This is a genomic window from Nitrosomonas communis (assembly GCF_900114745.1).
Lineage (GTDB): Bacteria > Pseudomonadota > Gammaproteobacteria > Burkholderiales > Nitrosomonadaceae > Nitrosomonas > Nitrosomonas communis_A.
Genome location: NZ_FOUB01000012.1, coordinates 26,842 through 41,716, shown reverse-complemented (window position 1 = coordinate 41,716; position 14,875 = coordinate 26,842). Strand labels below are relative to the sequence as shown.

Below are 14,875 nucleotides of genomic sequence, written 5' to 3'. Positions count from 1 at the left end.
CGCGTCCTTTTGATTGGATAGGCAATGAGGGTTAATTAAAGGCTGAGATAAGGATTAATATTCCGTATACAATGAATAGCATCAGTACTGTTTAGTGCCCATTATTCTTTAATATTTCAATTACTTTTTTCGTTTCTGGTCGAATGCCACGCCATAAGAAAAAAGATTCCGCAGCTTGTTCAACAAGCATGCCAATACCATCAACTAACTTACTAGCTCCTTGCTGCTGAGCAAACCTTAAAAATGGTGTCAACTCTTCACCATACATCATGTCATAAGCAAGCGATTCTTTAGAAAAGATACCTCCCGGTAAAGAAGGTAACTCATCATGGAGGCTCGCTGAAGTAGCATTGATAATGATATCGAAGCTCTCTCCAGAGAAATCCTGATAATGTCCCGATAAGACATTGCCATGAGCAGAAAATTGTCTTTGTAACACTTGCGCCTTCTCTTTAGTGCGGTTGGCAATGGCAAGTATGCGTGGTTTGAGTTTTAGCAGTGGCAAAATAGCGCCTCGTGCAGCACCGCCTGCACCCATTAATAGAATACTTTTGCCGGCAATGGCAACATGTTGATTAACCTCGATATCATGAACCAGTGCGGTTCCATCCGTGTTATCACCTAGAATATCATTGTTTCCATTAAATTTGAGTGTATTGACGGCTTGAGCGGCATTTGCTCGGTCTGTTAAACGAGTAGATAGGGCATAAGCTTCAAGCTTGAACGGAAGGGTTACATTCATACCCTTACCTCCCCGTTGCTGAAATGCTTTGACTGCCGCTTCGAAACCATCCAAGGATGCCAGAATAGCCTCATACTGCATATCCTGCTGAGTCTCTTGTGCAAATAGCTTGTGGATGATGGGTGATTTGCTATGGTGTATAGGGTTGCCAATTACTGCATAAAAATCAGGCATAAAGTTATTTTGTAATGCGTGGCAGAGATATGAAATTTTAACTGGCAATCAATAGGCTGAACAAATGATATTTGTTCTACTGATTATTGGCTGAGTAATTCATCTGAACGTGCAAATACCCAGGTACGGGTAATATGTAAAATATCCGTGTCTCGACTGATATCGGGCGGAAAAGGTGCAAAACCATTCTGAGCCGCTAATCTGACTATATAAATGGCAGCATCATCGAGAACCTTGGTTCCAGATGAACGATCAATTCCAATGGACTCAAGGCTGCCATCTGATCGAATGCCTACAGTTAGCTGCAAATTGCCATAAAGCTGCTGTTTCCTGGCTTCTTCCGGGTAGTTCAAATTACCGATGCGTTCGACCTTGAGTCGCCAGTCTTCTACATAACGCGCAAAACGATATTCTTTTGTGCGTGCACCGATATATCTGCGCTTGGGACGTTTCTGATATGCTTCGTATTCTTTGTTGATTTGGGCTTCCAGGCGTGCAATTTCAAGGCTACGCTGTAACAAATTTGTACTATCAAGCTTGGGCACTGGCTTGTCTTCAGATTGTTCTGTCTGAGGTTCGGCTTCAATGATACGGGGTTTGCTTTCAACAGCAGTCATGAGTTTCTTGACTTCGTTTTCTAGTTGTCTTGTTTTTTTGGTTGCTTGAGCAAGATTAATTAATGGTTTGGTTTGGGGTAATACTGGAGAAGGCGATTTAGCACGCCGATCTTCATCAATATTACCACCTCCCTCCAAATTGGCTTGTGCCAATATATTCGTCTCGATGGATTTTTGCTCAGATTTACCATTGACCAAAATGACCTCCAGCGATTTTGCAACATTATTGACGGCAGGTTGCGGTACCTTAAAAGTGATCCCCCATAGGATGACTGCATGTAGGAGCAGTGAAATCAGTATGGCGACATAGAAGCGTTTTGGTCGATAAGATGACCCAGGATAGGGCATCGAAAGGCTGTGATCTAACATCTTAGAGCAAATAACGGCTAGATAAAGTTAACCAACTCATATGAGCGCTTGTGAGCAAATCTACGATACGTCCCGCTAGCTGGACCGACGAACACTTATTTCTCGCTTAGCCATTTGGAATAATCAGCGATAAGTGAAAAGTATCTCATAAATAAAAAATATACTTTCTCACTTATTCTTTATATAAAAATCGTGAATTCAAGGTACATTCAATCAAGTCAATTTGGGATAATTCTAACTTAACCACTGTGCCCGGTAAGAGGTCTGGTAATGAAGGCACTCGCACGATCAAAGGAATGCGATCGAGCTTTACCAGGTTTTCTTTTATGACTTGTGCCCCTGTTACTTCAATGTTTTCCTGAAGCAGCCAACGCAAACACCAATAACGCTCCATAGCGCGTTGGAAATCACCATATATACTATAAGCTTGTTCGAAATCCCGCATTGATATCAACAATTCATCGCTCTCTTTAGTATAGGGTGGTAGTGCATCCGTGAGTAATGCGATAAGCTGCCGCTGATTAATTAAGTCTACATAACGGCGCATTGGAGAGCTGCTCCAAGCATACTGGGCTACACCAAGTCCCTGATGAGGGGCTGGAGAAAGACTCATTTTTACTTTTCCCCCATTTTGGCTGCGATAAATACCTGCGATTCTCGCATCGGCAAGTTGTTTGCCCCATTCAGTATTCGCATAAATCATTAATTCAGAAACGACTCTGTCGATTGGTGAGCCGCGCCGACGCTCTTGAATAGAGATGCGATCCTGCTCAACAAAAAAACTATAATCAATTTTTTCATTATTGATGTCATTTTCCTTGCCTCGGAACATTTCCATTTTGCGGGAAAAATTCCAAAGTAGACTCAGCTCATTCGCAAAAGGGTAATTTGTGAGATTTTTTCTCAGTGTATCTTCATTAAACTGTTGTTCCAAGGTATCGTGACGTAAATTAGCGACGATTCTGATTTTTTCTATCCGGCTTTGAGAAGCTGTTACGGTAAAATCGTCTGCTACATCCAGATAAAGCGAAATGGCTGGACATAATCGCGTTTCGCTGAGAGTATAAAAATCGATCGTTTTTTCAGGCAGCATGGTAATTTTCTGCCCGGGTAAATAAACAGTCGAAAGGCGTTTTGCAGCCACTTTATCCAAAAAAGAACCAGGGGTAATTCCTAAGGCCGGTGCCGCTATATGGATACCAATACGAAAGCTTCCCAGAGCGAGCGGTGTAACTGAGAAAGCATCATCAATTTCAGTGGTGGTAGCATCGTCAATACTAAAAGCTACTACCTCTGCTATCGGTAAATTTTCAAAATCACGAGATATATCATCTACTTCAGGTAGATTGAAGTCGATACCTTCCGGAAAATGCTCTCTCAGAAATTGATTAAAGTGATAATCGTGGGTGGAGGATATAGCACCACATCTTTCCAATAATTTGGGGACACTGAGCTTAGTTGCAGTACAGACTGATTCGAGCGCTTTCCACTCAATGGTATTTTTATTTGGTTTATAAAGCAGGTCATCCAATTGTAACTTGAATTCTTCAGGAAGAATGAAGGTGCTCAGTTGTTGCTTATAACGAGCTTGCTGTTCTGCTTCCAGCCGTTTCTTTTCCTGACTGGCAAGCGCTGCTCGTAAAGCTTCAGCTGGAGCGGCTTTATAACGCCCTTGTCCTTTTCTGTAAAAATACATTGGCGCACTATTCAGAAGAATCATGATTGCAGCTACTTCTACTGGACTAGGTGAACGTCCAAAATATTCAGCAGCTAAAGTATGGCTCGAAAATTCTTCGCTATTCGCGCAGCATTCCCAGAGAAAATCAGTATCCAGATCAGCAGCAATCTGCTGTGCCTGATACATAAATTCATATAAAGGTGGCATCTCAAACCTTAACAATACTGCGGAAGCTTTGATTTTGGAGCGTTTACCGTGTGATGCTTCTACTTGTAAAGAAGTCGTATTGTCAGCAAGAACGGCGCCAACCTTAAAAATACCGGATTCTTCGTAAAAAACGTTCACGGCATGATCCTTTCAGACGAAAATCGAGGAATTGTTGACAAGAACCCTTGACGCAAAGATCGCCAGAATTTTATTCGTTAATCGAGTTAGACTCATAGTAAATGTTATCATATTTAACAATATGATTATTAAATATAATCTTCCAAGCCTGAATGGCCTTTTCTGTATACGTAATTTAATGGTACTACAAAATAAAAACGACTAAATGGAGTAAAGCAAGTATAGAGACTGAAAACTAAGGAAAATGTGAATATCTCGTATGGCAGCTATTCTTTGGTATTCCAGGATTCTTAGCTTCCATCTTTTAGTTTGATATGCTCAGATTCTTCGCGCAGAATGTGTTAAATATTATTTTCTCTACTCATTTTTGGATTCGTGATTTTTTGGCAATACTTGGTTGCTTTTCTCTTCACAGTATGAAGTACACGGATAATGATAGATAATTTTTATTATCATGTTATTAAGACAAATACTTTGCGATAAAGTTTGAATGTTTAACATTTTTTCATGCTATTGGGAGATGAAATGAGTTTCATTGGTGGGCTAAAGTAAATTTGCGTCAATTTTTCTTGCATGTAATAAAAGGTTATGGTTTTACATGGCATTTGGGGATTAGTGGGAATTTAATAATAAAACACTTTTATCGTTAGGAGATGCAAGTTAAAATTTTCGTCCATTCATGGGGATATCCCAATTTCGCGCTTGTGCAATGACACAAGCTTGACAATGCCTTGAATTGATGGGGCAGTTTTATACTAGCCGTCCATAAGTGCAATTAAACATTTGTCGATTTATGTCATCTAAGCTAAGTGTTCAACGAGATTTTGATTAAAAATCTAACTAAGTAATGATAGAGCATAGAGTATGATGAAATGGAGAAACCATATGATGAATTATTTGTTAAATATTCCCCAGCAAATCAAGTTCTTAATATTGATTTTAGTCTTATTGTTTTCTTCCCCTTTAATGGCTGAACAAATTGGTAGTGTATCTACTAAATTCAAGTTTTGGGGTGCTAATGATAAAATTGTCGTTGAGGCATTTGATGATCCGGATATTGCGGGAGCGACCTGTTATCTCAGTCGGGCAAAAACAGGCGGTATTAAGGGTACGGTGGGAGTGGCTGAGGATACTTCTGATGCTTCAATAGCTTGTCGTCAGGTAGGTCCAATCGAACTACCCGAGAATGTGAAAAATGGCAAGGAAGATGGTGAGGAAGTATTTAAGAAAAGTACCTCGTTGCTATTTAAGACATTACAGGTGGTGCGTTTTTATGACCCTAAACGCAATGTACTGATTTATCTAACCTATAGCGATAGAATTATTGAGGGATCACCTAAAAACAGTATCTCTACTATTCCAATTATGCCGTGGCGCTAATTTAATCACTTAAAATCTATGAGGTAGTTAGAAGAAGTGTGTAAGGCGAGCCTATTACTTTCATTGATAGCGCTTAAACTTCCGCTATAATGATGCATTTCCGATTTTTAGTTATTTAAAGATCACCTTTCATGCAACTATTTGCCTTTGGTATCAATCACAATACAGCACCGCTAAACATACGTGAGCAGGTTACATTTAATGAAAATACAATGGAGCATGCTTTGCATGATTTGGTGGGAAATCATGCAGTTAAAGAAGCTGCCATTGTTTCGACATGTAATCGTACAGAAATTTACTGTAACACTGATAAACCAGACGCGGCGATACATTGGCTCACAAAATTTCATCATTTGCTCGAACGCGAATTAGATCCTTATCTTTATCGATTGCCACGAGAGCAGGCAGTCAAGCATGCTTTTCGGGTTGCCAGCGGGCTGGATTCTATGGTGCTGGGTGAACCACAGATACTCGGTCAGATGAAGAATGCGATCAAGTCAGCGCAGAATGCTGGTACGCTGGGATTATTGCTGCACAAGTTGTTTCAACATACTTTTTTTGTGGCTAAGGAAGTCCGAACATCTACTGAGATTGGTGCTTGTTCCGTATCAATGGCTGCTGCCGCTGCGCGCTTAGCGGAGCGGATCTTTGGCGATATTAGTGAACAGAATGTCCTATTTATTGGTGCGGGTGAGATGATCGAGCTTTGTGCTAGCCACTTTGTTGCCAGGCGCCCCAAGCGGATTACAGTTGCCAATCGCACTACGGAACGGGCCGAAGCATTAGCGCGACGCTTCAATGCGCGAGCTATTCCACTTAGTGAATTACCTGAACAGCTAGCGTTGCACGATATCGTGGTGACCTGTACTGCAAGTCCCTTACCGATCTTGGGTAAGGGCATGTTGGAACGTGCCACCAAGATCCGTAAACATCGCCCCATTTTTATTGTCGATTTGGCAGTCCCTCGAGATGTCGAACTGGAAGTCTCAGAGCTGGATGATGTATTTCTTTATTATGTTGATGATTTGGCAGATATAGTCAAAGAGGGACTGGACTCTCGCCTCAGCGCAGTTGCCCAAGCTGAGACCATCATTGAAACCAATGTAATTGATTTTATGCGCTGGCTGGCAACACGCGAACTCGTTCCGACCATCAGAGCATTGCGAGATCAGGCGGAGCGCTTTCGAAGGCATGAGCTTACACGTGCGCAAAAGTTGTTGGCAAAAGGTGAAAATCCGGAAAAGATACTCGAATCGCTCAGTAATGGATTGACCAACAAATTCTTACACCTTCCTTCCAGTATGCTGAATCATGCAGCCGATGATGAGCGGGATAAGCTGGTCGAGCTGATCAATCGGTTATATCAATTACATTACCCACAATGAATAAAAGTATTGCAGACCGGCTCACTCGTCTGAGTGTGCGGCTGGAGGAATTGAACCAGCTATTGAGCAGCGAGAAAATTACAGCCGATCTGGATAAATATCGCAAGCTTACGCGTGAGCGGGCGGAGATTGTCCCAGTGGTTGAGCTTTATCAGGCTTATAAGCAAACTGAGCTGGATATTCAAACAGCCCGAGAGATGATCGCCGAACCCCACATGCGGGAGTTTGCTGAAGCCGAAATTGTCGCTGGAAAAGAGAAACTCCAGAAAATCGAAGCTGAGCTGCTTAAACAGTTACTGCCCAAAGATCCCAATGATGAGCGTAATATTTTTTTGGAAATTCGTGCAGGCACGGGTGGGGATGAATCTGCATTGTTTGCGGGTAATCTGTTTCGTATGTATGCACGCTATGCTGAGCGTCAGCGCTGGCAAGTCGAGATCATTTCACAAAGCCCTTCTGATGTAGGTGGATACAAGGAAATCATCGCCAGGATTATCGGTTATGGGGCTTATTCTCGGCTCAAGTTTGAATCAGGTGCCCATCGTGTGCAACGTGTGCCAGCAACAGAAACTCAAGGAAGAGTACATACCTCTACCTGTACCGTTGCGGTTATTCCAGAAGTAGATGAAATAACCGGTGTTGAACTGAATCCGGCTGAGTTAAGAATCGATACCTTCCGGGCATCCGGTGCAGGCGGTCAGCATATCAATAAAACAGATTCAGCCGTTCGTATTACCCATTTGCCCACGGGTATCGTCGTCGAATGTCAGGAAGGGCGTTCTCAGCATAAAAACAAGGCGCAAGCGATGAGTGTGTTGGCTGCTCGAATTCTCGATAAGCAAATGCGTGAGCAGCAGGCAGAGCAGGCGGCGACGCGCAAATCACTGGTGGGAAGCGGAGAGCGCTCCGAGCGGATTCGCACCTATAATTTTCCGCAAGGGCGAGTGACAGATCATCGCATTAATCTCACGCTTTATAAGATGGACCAAATTATGGATGGCGATCTTGATGAGCTGTGTTCAGCATTGATGGCTGAACATCAAGCAGAGCAGTTGGCATCTCTGATGGAAAAATGACGGCTCTAGAGAAGTAATCACTTTAAAATAGCTGCGCAAGTATGCAGGTCACGATAGCACAGGCACTACAAGATGCACATCGCCTTATAGATTATATAGAGGCACGCCTATTGCTTCAATATGCGTTAAATGTAGATGCTGCCTTTCTTGCTGCTCACTCAGATGATGTATTGAATCACGAGCAATTGGATACTTTCCAATTGCTGGTAACGAGGAGAGCTGCAGGTGAGCCAGTTGCCTATCTTGTCGGTGAACGTGAATTCTATGATTTGACTTTTAAGGTTACGCCTGCTGTTTTAATTCCTCGACCGGAAACAGAATTACTGGTAGAACTGGCTTTATCACGTATTCCGCTTAATCAAACCTGTAATGTGCTTGATTTAGGCACAGGAAGTGGCGCAATTGCACTCACCATTGGCAAACATCGGCCATTAGCTCATGTTACGGCAGTCGATCTCTCACCCGATGCATTGTCAATTGCTCGGTTGAATGCACAAAGACTGGGTATCCATAATGTGCAGATATGTGCAGGGAACTGGTTTGATGGATTGGATTATAATGAATTTAATCTGATTATCTCGAATCCACCTTATGTGGCCGAGGGAGATCCCCATCTGAACCAAGGTGATCTACGTTTTGAGCCTCATATCGCACTGATGGCACTGAATGATGGCTTGGCATGTATTCGTCAAATTATTGCCAATGCACCAGATTTTTTGACTGCAGGGGGTGAGCTGCTACTAGAGCATGGTTATGATCAAGCCAATATTTGCCGGCAATTGCTGGCAGAATGCAATTTTATTAACATATTCTCCTGTCCCGATCTGGCAGGGATACTACGCGTGAGTGGCGGGCAACGTGATGAGCGTGCGCTGGCAACAAAAGCTCACTACTAGAATATAATTAATGCGGTATGCTTGCGGAATGGTGAGATATCACAATAATTACTAATAAGAAATAGAACCATAATGTTATTCTAGTAATCTAATAATAAAATTAGCTTTCGAAATAATCATTTAAGGAGGATATCGAGACGTGAATGCTAATGAGGTGATTGAGCAGCAAATTACTACTCATCCCGTAGTGCTTTATATGAAAGGTACACCTGAGCAACCCCAATGTGGGTTTTCTGCCAATGCCGTTAAGATACTCAATGCATGTGGCGTTAAAGATTTATTCTCGGTTGATGTACTCGCTGATCCGGAAGTTCGTCAGGGAATTAAAGAGTATTCTAATTGGCCGACTATTCCACAGCTTTATATAAACGGTGAGTTTATCGGTGGTTCAGATATCATGAGCGAGATGTATCAGAGTGGAGAGTTAAAGAAATTACTTGAGAAATAATAGATTAGATTAACTAATGATTAGCTGGTCCCCAGTCTCTGGGGACTAACTAATTGCGGTAGCAATGACCCAGTAACGTGCAAATTTTCCTGCAGCAATGAATATAACGGCCCAAAGCCAGTGAATGCGCAACCAGCCTGCAGCGACACACAATACGTCACCGATCAAGGGTAACCAGGAAAGAAAGAGAATCGGCGCGCCATGATGGTGCACCCATTCTAATCCACGATTTTTGTTACCAATTTTGCTACGCATCGCTTTTTCATCTGGCAATAAACGGCCAATCACATAAGAACTCATTCCGCCCAGTGTATTGCCAAGTGTTGCGACGCTCAAGGCTGAACTGTAAAGTTCAGGATAAGCCATGAGCACGCCTGCTAATACCGCCTCTGAGCCCCCTGGCAGAAGAGTGGCAGACAGAAAACTGCTAGTAAACAATGCTAGCAGACTTGATTGTTCATCCATGATAATGCTAAAAATTGAGGAATAACTTGTTTATGCTGTTGAATTTGACAGAGAGCGGAATAAGTAGTTTTTTAGATTGATTCGGAGGTTTTTAAGCCACTCATACAATCAACCTTATAGCGGCTTTTAGGTTAATTGTAATTATAGTTGGTAATGCATATGCAACCGCTCAAACTTTTTCAGTGCATGAATGGTGCTGCTCTTCCCATAGATGACATCATACAGCTAACCTATTACGCAGGATAGGTGCCGCACTGACCATTTTCTTCAATGCGACATGAGTCTCAGCCCAATCCCTGGTTTTTAGGCCGCAATCGGGATTGACCCATAATTGTTGGGGTGGGATGTGTCGGAGTGCTTTTTTCAATAATGCCAGCATTTCACCCGTATCCGGAATGCGTGGAGAGTGAATGTCATATACCCCTGGGCCGATTTCATTAGGATAAGCAAACTGCACGAATGCATCCAGTAATTCCATGCGGGAGCGTGAGGTCTCAATGGTAATGACATCTGCGTCCATTTCGGCAATTGCTGGTAAGATATCGTTAAATTTCGAATAACACATATGGGTATGAATCTGTGTTTCATCCTTTACACCTGAACTAGCAATGCGAAATGCCTTAACTGCCCACTGCAGGTATTCAGACCAAGCTGATTTTTTCGGCGGAAGCCCTTCGCGAAAAGCGGGTTCATCGATCTGAATCATACTAATCCCTGCTTGCTCCAAATCTTTTACTTTGTTACGGATGGCAAGAGCAAGCTGCAGCGCTGTTTCAGAATATGGTTGATCATTGCGTACGAATGACCACATCAACATGGTCACCGGACCTATCAGTATACCCTTGACCGGTTTGCTGGTCAGGCTCTGAGCGTGGCTGATCCAGTTGACTGTCATTGCCTCCGGGCGGTAAATATCACCATAGAGAATAGATGATTTAACACAGCGCGAACCATAGCTTTGCACCCAGCCATTTTCGGTAAAAGCATAACCCCATAACTGCTCTGCAAAATATTCAACCATATCATTGCGCTCGGCTTCGCCATGTACGAGCACATCAAGCCCTATTTCTTCCTGTTGATGGATGACATTCTGGATTTCAGCACGCATTGCCTCAAGATAGTCCATATGACTGAGCTCCCATTTTTTGAAAGCGGCTCTGACTTTGCGAATTTCGGTTGTTTGAGGGAATGATCCGATGGTGGTGGTTAGTAGTAGTGGTAACTGAAAATATTGCTGTTGCAAAGACTGCCGTTGCGCAAAGGGATGGTGACGCTGACAATCGCACTGTGTTAATCTTTTCACTCGTTCTTGTACCACACCGGATGATGTATCCGTTTGGATTGCTGCCTTGCCTGCCAAGCTTTTCAGCGGACTCTTGCAGAAAAGTTTGGATTGATGCTTTTCCCTGATTTAATCCACGTCCCAGAATGACAATTTCGTTGAGTTTTTGGGATGAAAAAGCCAGCCAGTTTTTAATTTCACCATCAGCCTAGTTTCCAGTTCGAGATCGACTGGGCAGTGCAATAACGAGCAGCTGGGTGCAATCCATAATCGTTCACCAAGGAAAGATTGTACTTTTGACAAAGTTGCTAATGCTTGGGAAAGATCAGCGCGCTACACGCTGCGCCCATCGATGATACCCAGTGAAAGTACTTTATTGACCGGATAATCGGCAAGAAATGCATCGAGTTAATGCGGTGCGCGACATAAATCAATATGCAGGCCATCGACGGGTCGGGTAAAGCTTTGAGTCTTGACGCATGTTCATCAATGGCATCAAAATAGGTCATCAGCAACAATTGTGGGCCGCTTCCTTGTAAGGTTGTATAGACTTCACTTCGCTTTTCTAACCAGATTTCTTCTAGCTCAAATGCCAGGCAGGGCTCATACATCTGTCCCCACTGGACGCCCGATGCTGCCATTCTAGATAGAATGTTGTGATAAGCGGGCAGCAAACGGGGCAATAACTCCAAGCGATTAAGACCCACTTCTGTTTCCTTGCCCATAAATAAATACGTCAGCGGCCCAATCAATACCACCTTGGGAGAAATACCCAATGCCTGGGCTTCCTTGATCTCGCCAAACAACTGCTCTGAGGTGATCTGAAAATGGGTCTGTCTGTTAAATTCCGGAACGATATAATGATAGTTGGTATTGAACCACTTGGTCATCTTCATCGCCGATTGATTGGGTGTCCCCCGTGCCATGGCAAAATACAGATCGACCATCGTGTCATGCTGACTCGAATTGAAACGCTCAGGTATTGCACCCAGTAATACAGTCATATTGAGCATGTGGTCATACAAGGCAAAATCGCCAACAGGTAGCAGATTTAGACCTGCTTCCTCTTGTAGCAGCCAGTTTTTTTCCGAATGGCTTTTGCCTGATCTTGTAATTGCTGCACGTCGATATCCTTGCGCCAGTATGCTTCAAGCGCTTGCTTCAATTCCCGCTGTGCACCTATGCGGGGAATCCTAGATTGTGTGTTAAAGCCATAATTGCTCTTCTCTTATGGGATTAAAAGAGTACTCATTGTGTGGCAGATTGAGCTATGAATCAAATGAAAAAATGTATTAGACTTATGAATATAATTCATATATTCATAACTTCATATGCTCGAATTACGTCATCTTCGAACTTTGACTGCGCTCCAGGACACTGGCAGTTTATCGCTCGCCGCCAAGCGCGTGTATCTTACGCAATCAGCACTTTCCCATCAGATTAAGGCATTACAGGACTATTATCAGATATCGCTGATTGAATGACAGGGACACGCTATCTAGTTGACTGATGCAGGAGAACGTCTTGTCCAGTTAGCAGAAAAAGTTATCAAGGAAGTGCAGGCGGCCGAGCGCGATCTCGCTAGAATCGCCCAGAGAACAAGCGGAAATTTACGTATTGCGCTGGAATGCCATACCTGTTTTGACTGGTTGATGCCTATCATGGATAGTTTTCGTAAGCATTGGCCAGAAGTAGAACTGGATGTGGCTTCTGGATTTCACGCCGATCCTATCAAGCTCCTCAAGCGCGGGGAGGCGGAATTGTGATTAGTTCAGAAAACAAACCACAGCGAGACATTGTTCACTATTCCTTGTTTCGTTTCGAAATTCTGGCGATGCTTGCGCCCGGTCATGAGCTGGCTAAAAAAGAATGCTAATGGCGACCGATTTTGCCGATACGACGCTGATCACTTACCCCGTGCCAGAAGAGCGTATTGATCTGATCAGCAAGGTATTGCTGCCTGCGGGCATATCCTGCAAGCGGCGCACAGCGGAGCTGACCGTGGCTATTTTGCAATTGGTGGCAAGCGGTCGAGGAATCGCTGCCTTGCCCAATTGGGGGATCAAAAACTATGTCGATCACGATTACGTCATTGCGCGGCGCATCGGCGCCAATGGGCTATGGAGCGATTTATTCATATCAGCACGTAAAGAGGATGCTTTCCTTACGTACTTGCGGGATTTTCTGACTACCAGCCGGGATCAATGCTTTGCTACTTTAGAAGGTGTCATTCCTTTGGAATGAAGGCAGGAAAAAAGGAATGCTAATGATGTTGGGTGGATAGATACCTATCCACCCGTGTAGGCTCAATTAATGCAGTGTCACAGCCGCTTTTTGATCGCAGATCAGATTCGTGCAATAAGTTTCATGAATACCATCCAGGAACTTCCAGAGTGCATCGCAAGCGCGTTGAGTAGCCGCGAGCACTTCAGCTTGTTTTTCTGGCGTGTCAGCAAAACGCTCAATGATGGCCCACTCTGCTTGTGAATGGTAAATGTCCGCTTGCTGATGAACCGAGAAGAATGCGTAATCTTTCGGATTATTCATGCCGTAGAAGTTGGCCAGCCCATCAATTTTCACTGCGGCGATATCTGGGACTTGTGACTCAAATGCATGAAGTGCAGCCAAGCCAGCATAAAAAGGCTGATTTAGGCAAATATCACGGAAGGTAGAAACCAGATTTTCTGTTTCAGGCAGAGCAGGGGCATTGGCCAGGCTTTTATCATCTGCACCCAGAGCAAAAGCAAATGCTTTCCATAAAGCAGGGTGATTACCGTCACCATGTTCTTCATCAATTAAATTTTTGAGTATTTCCTGACGCACACTAATATCACCGCTATTCGTTTCAGCATGAATATGAGGTGTATTGAAATGCACTGCACTCAGATAGGTCGGTTCAGCCAGGACATTATAAAAATATTGTTCCGCATAGTGGCGCAACTGATCTTTAGTCAGCTTGCCTTCGGTCCAAGCCATATAAAAAGGATGTTTTAATAAGTGTCTGCTGCTGATAATGGCATTAACTTTGTGTTTAAAGATTGTATTGGTTGTCATGGTCATTCCTTTTATTGTAATCAGTGAGTTTGTGAAATAACTAACGATACGGACTAGATAATCGGTCTGGATAATCAGTTTACTTACTATCTCAAAAGGTGGTTGAAGAAGTATCAGTTGCAATCATCGCTAAATAAGCTAGTTAAGTCAATCCAAACAATCAATCCAAACAACATAACTTATGCTGAACGATGCTTTTCCAATGCACTGAGTATACCGCGCAATATGTTTACTTCTTCTTTTTCCAGTTGGGTACGCGCGAACATACGATGCAGCCGTTGCATGAGTCGTTTAGGCTGTTTGGGGTCAAGAAACCCGCTGTCGATCATGGCCTGCTCCAAGTGGCGATAAAACAACTCAATTTCTTGGAAGTTAGCGAGCTGATAAGCTGGCTGCTGAGGAGGTATCAGCGTTGTTTCAGTCAACGCCATGCGCAGTTCATAAGCCATGATTTGCACAGCAGCGGCCAGATTGAGTGAAGAATAATCGGGATTGGTCGGAATATGTACCGTGAGCTGGCACTTGCTGATTTCAACTGTAGTCAGACCCGAGCTCTCTCTGCCAAAAACCAGCGCTACTGGAGAGTTGGATGCATGCTCAAGTAGCGCCTTCGCAGCCTGCCTAGCATCAAGAATGCGGTGAGAGAGATTGCGTAGGCGGGCAGTCATCGCTACAGTGAGCACGGTATCATGCAGCGCTTCTTCTAAGTTGCTCACCACGCTGGCTTGCTCGAGGATGTCTCGTGCGTTGCTGGCACGCACGTCCGCCTCATGGTCCGGAAAGGATTTAGGGTTGACCAGGTAGAGCGTGCTTAGCCCCATTGTTTTCATCGCTCTTGCAGTTGCGCCGATATTGCCGGGGTGACTGGTATGGCTTAATACGATACGGACATTGGCGAGCGGACAGCAACGATTCATATTAAAATTAGCCTTTTCTCAATTTTTTTATTTCTTGGTCTTATAAA

At 43.6% G+C, this 14,875-nt stretch carries 15 protein-coding genes and 1 pseudogene; 8 read left to right on the top strand and 8 right to left on the bottom strand.

Annotation, left to right across the window (positions count from 1 at the left end):
- Positions 1-91: 91 nt before the first annotated feature.
- From aroE to BM122_RS06700, 3 genes are all read right to left on the bottom strand, one after another.
- Positions 92-916: a shikimate dehydrogenase gene (aroE, locus tag BM122_RS06710; protein WP_074904601.1), complete on the bottom strand. Its 825-nt coding sequence runs from the start codon at positions 914-916 to the stop codon at positions 92-94.
- An 83-nt stretch (positions 917-999) separates the two neighbouring features.
- Positions 1,000-1,881: an energy transducer TonB gene (locus tag BM122_RS06705; protein ID WP_074904652.1), complete on the bottom strand. Its 882-nt coding sequence runs from the start codon at positions 1,879-1,881 to the stop codon at positions 1,000-1,002.
- Positions 1,882-2,074: 193 nt separating this feature from the next.
- A complete protein-coding gene (locus BM122_RS06700) occupies positions 2,075-3,925 on the bottom strand; it encodes a ribonuclease catalytic domain-containing protein (protein WP_074904600.1) in 1,851 nt (616 codons plus the stop codon).
- A gap of 885 nt (positions 3,926-4,810) precedes the next feature.
- Here BM122_RS06700 and creA point away from each other — a divergent pair.
- The 5 genes from creA to grxD all read left to right on the top strand — a co-directional run bounded on the left by creA (position 4,811) and on the right by grxD (position 9,110).
- Positions 4,811-5,305: a protein CreA gene (gene creA / locus BM122_RS06695; protein ID WP_218152021.1), complete on the top strand. Its 495-nt coding sequence runs from the start codon at positions 4,811-4,813 to the stop codon at positions 5,303-5,305.
- A 131-nt stretch (positions 5,306-5,436) separates the two neighbouring features.
- Positions 5,437-6,690: a glutamyl-tRNA reductase gene (gene hemA, locus BM122_RS06690; RefSeq protein WP_074904599.1), complete on the top strand. Its 1,254-nt coding sequence runs from the start codon at positions 5,437-5,439 to the stop codon at positions 6,688-6,690.
- Positions 6,687-7,766 (top strand): peptide chain release factor 1, encoded by a 1,080-nt coding sequence (gene prfA / locus BM122_RS06685; protein ID WP_074904598.1) that lies wholly within the window; start codon positions 6,687-6,689, stop codon positions 7,764-7,766. The genes hemA and prfA overlap by 4 nt, the downstream gene beginning before the upstream one ends.
- A gap of 41 nt (positions 7,767-7,807) precedes the next feature.
- Entirely contained in the window at positions 7,808-8,662 is an 855-nt protein-coding gene (gene prmC / locus BM122_RS06680) for a peptide chain release factor N(5)-glutamine methyltransferase (protein ID WP_074904597.1), read from the top strand.
- Between the two features lie 139 nt (positions 8,663-8,801).
- The gene (gene grxD / locus BM122_RS06675; RefSeq protein WP_074904596.1) at positions 8,802-9,110 is read left to right on the top strand and encodes a Grx4 family monothiol glutaredoxin; all 309 of its coding nucleotides are present in this window, start codon (positions 8,802-8,804) and stop codon (positions 9,108-9,110) included.
- 45 nt (positions 9,111-9,155) lie between these two features.
- Here the strand turns inward: grxD and BM122_RS06670 are convergent, their stop codons facing one another.
- From BM122_RS06670 to BM122_RS24925, 3 genes and pseudogenes are all read right to left on the bottom strand, one after another.
- Positions 9,156-9,575, bottom strand: coding sequence for a YqaA family protein (locus BM122_RS06670; protein ID WP_074904595.1), 420 nt, complete (start codon positions 9,573-9,575; stop codon positions 9,156-9,158).
- A 217-nt stretch (positions 9,576-9,792) separates the two neighbouring features.
- The gene (gene metE, locus BM122_RS24930; RefSeq protein ID WP_256211929.1) at positions 9,793-10,935 is read right to left on the bottom strand and encodes a 5-methyltetrahydropteroyltriglutamate--homocysteine S-methyltransferase; all 1,143 of its coding nucleotides are present in this window, start codon (positions 10,933-10,935) and stop codon (positions 9,793-9,795) included.
- 230 nt (positions 10,936-11,165) lie between these two features.
- Positions 11,166-12,022 (bottom strand): annotated as a pseudogene (locus BM122_RS24925) (hypothetical protein).
- A 166-nt stretch (positions 12,023-12,188) separates the two neighbouring features.
- Between BM122_RS24925 and BM122_RS24920 the strand changes: the two are divergent.
- From BM122_RS24920 to BM122_RS24910, 3 genes are all read left to right on the top strand, one after another.
- Positions 12,189-12,341: a helix-turn-helix domain-containing protein gene (locus BM122_RS24920; protein ID WP_256211928.1), complete on the top strand. Its 153-nt coding sequence runs from the start codon at positions 12,189-12,191 to the stop codon at positions 12,339-12,341.
- An 18-nt stretch (positions 12,342-12,359) separates the two neighbouring features.
- Positions 12,360-12,623, top strand: a complete 264-nt coding sequence (locus BM122_RS24915) for a LysR substrate-binding domain-containing protein (protein WP_256211927.1) — start codon at positions 12,360-12,362, stop codon at positions 12,621-12,623.
- A gap of 109 nt (positions 12,624-12,732) precedes the next feature.
- Complete coding sequence (locus tag BM122_RS24910) at positions 12,733-13,101, top strand: LysR substrate-binding domain-containing protein (RefSeq protein WP_256211926.1); 369 nt, start codon at positions 12,733-12,735, stop codon at positions 13,099-13,101.
- A gap of 66 nt (positions 13,102-13,167) precedes the next feature.
- Here the strand turns inward: BM122_RS24910 and BM122_RS06655 are convergent, their stop codons facing one another.
- Both BM122_RS06655 and BM122_RS06650 read right to left on the bottom strand, forming a co-directional pair.
- On the bottom strand, positions 13,168-13,911 hold the full coding sequence (locus tag BM122_RS06655) for a 4-aminobenzoate synthase (RefSeq protein WP_074904594.1): 744 nt from the start codon (positions 13,909-13,911) through the stop codon (positions 13,168-13,170).
- Positions 13,912-14,090: 179 nt separating this feature from the next.
- Positions 14,091-14,828, bottom strand: coding sequence for an RNA methyltransferase (locus tag BM122_RS06650; protein ID WP_074904593.1), 738 nt, complete (start codon positions 14,826-14,828; stop codon positions 14,091-14,093).
- Positions 14,829-14,875: the final 47 nt, after the last annotated feature.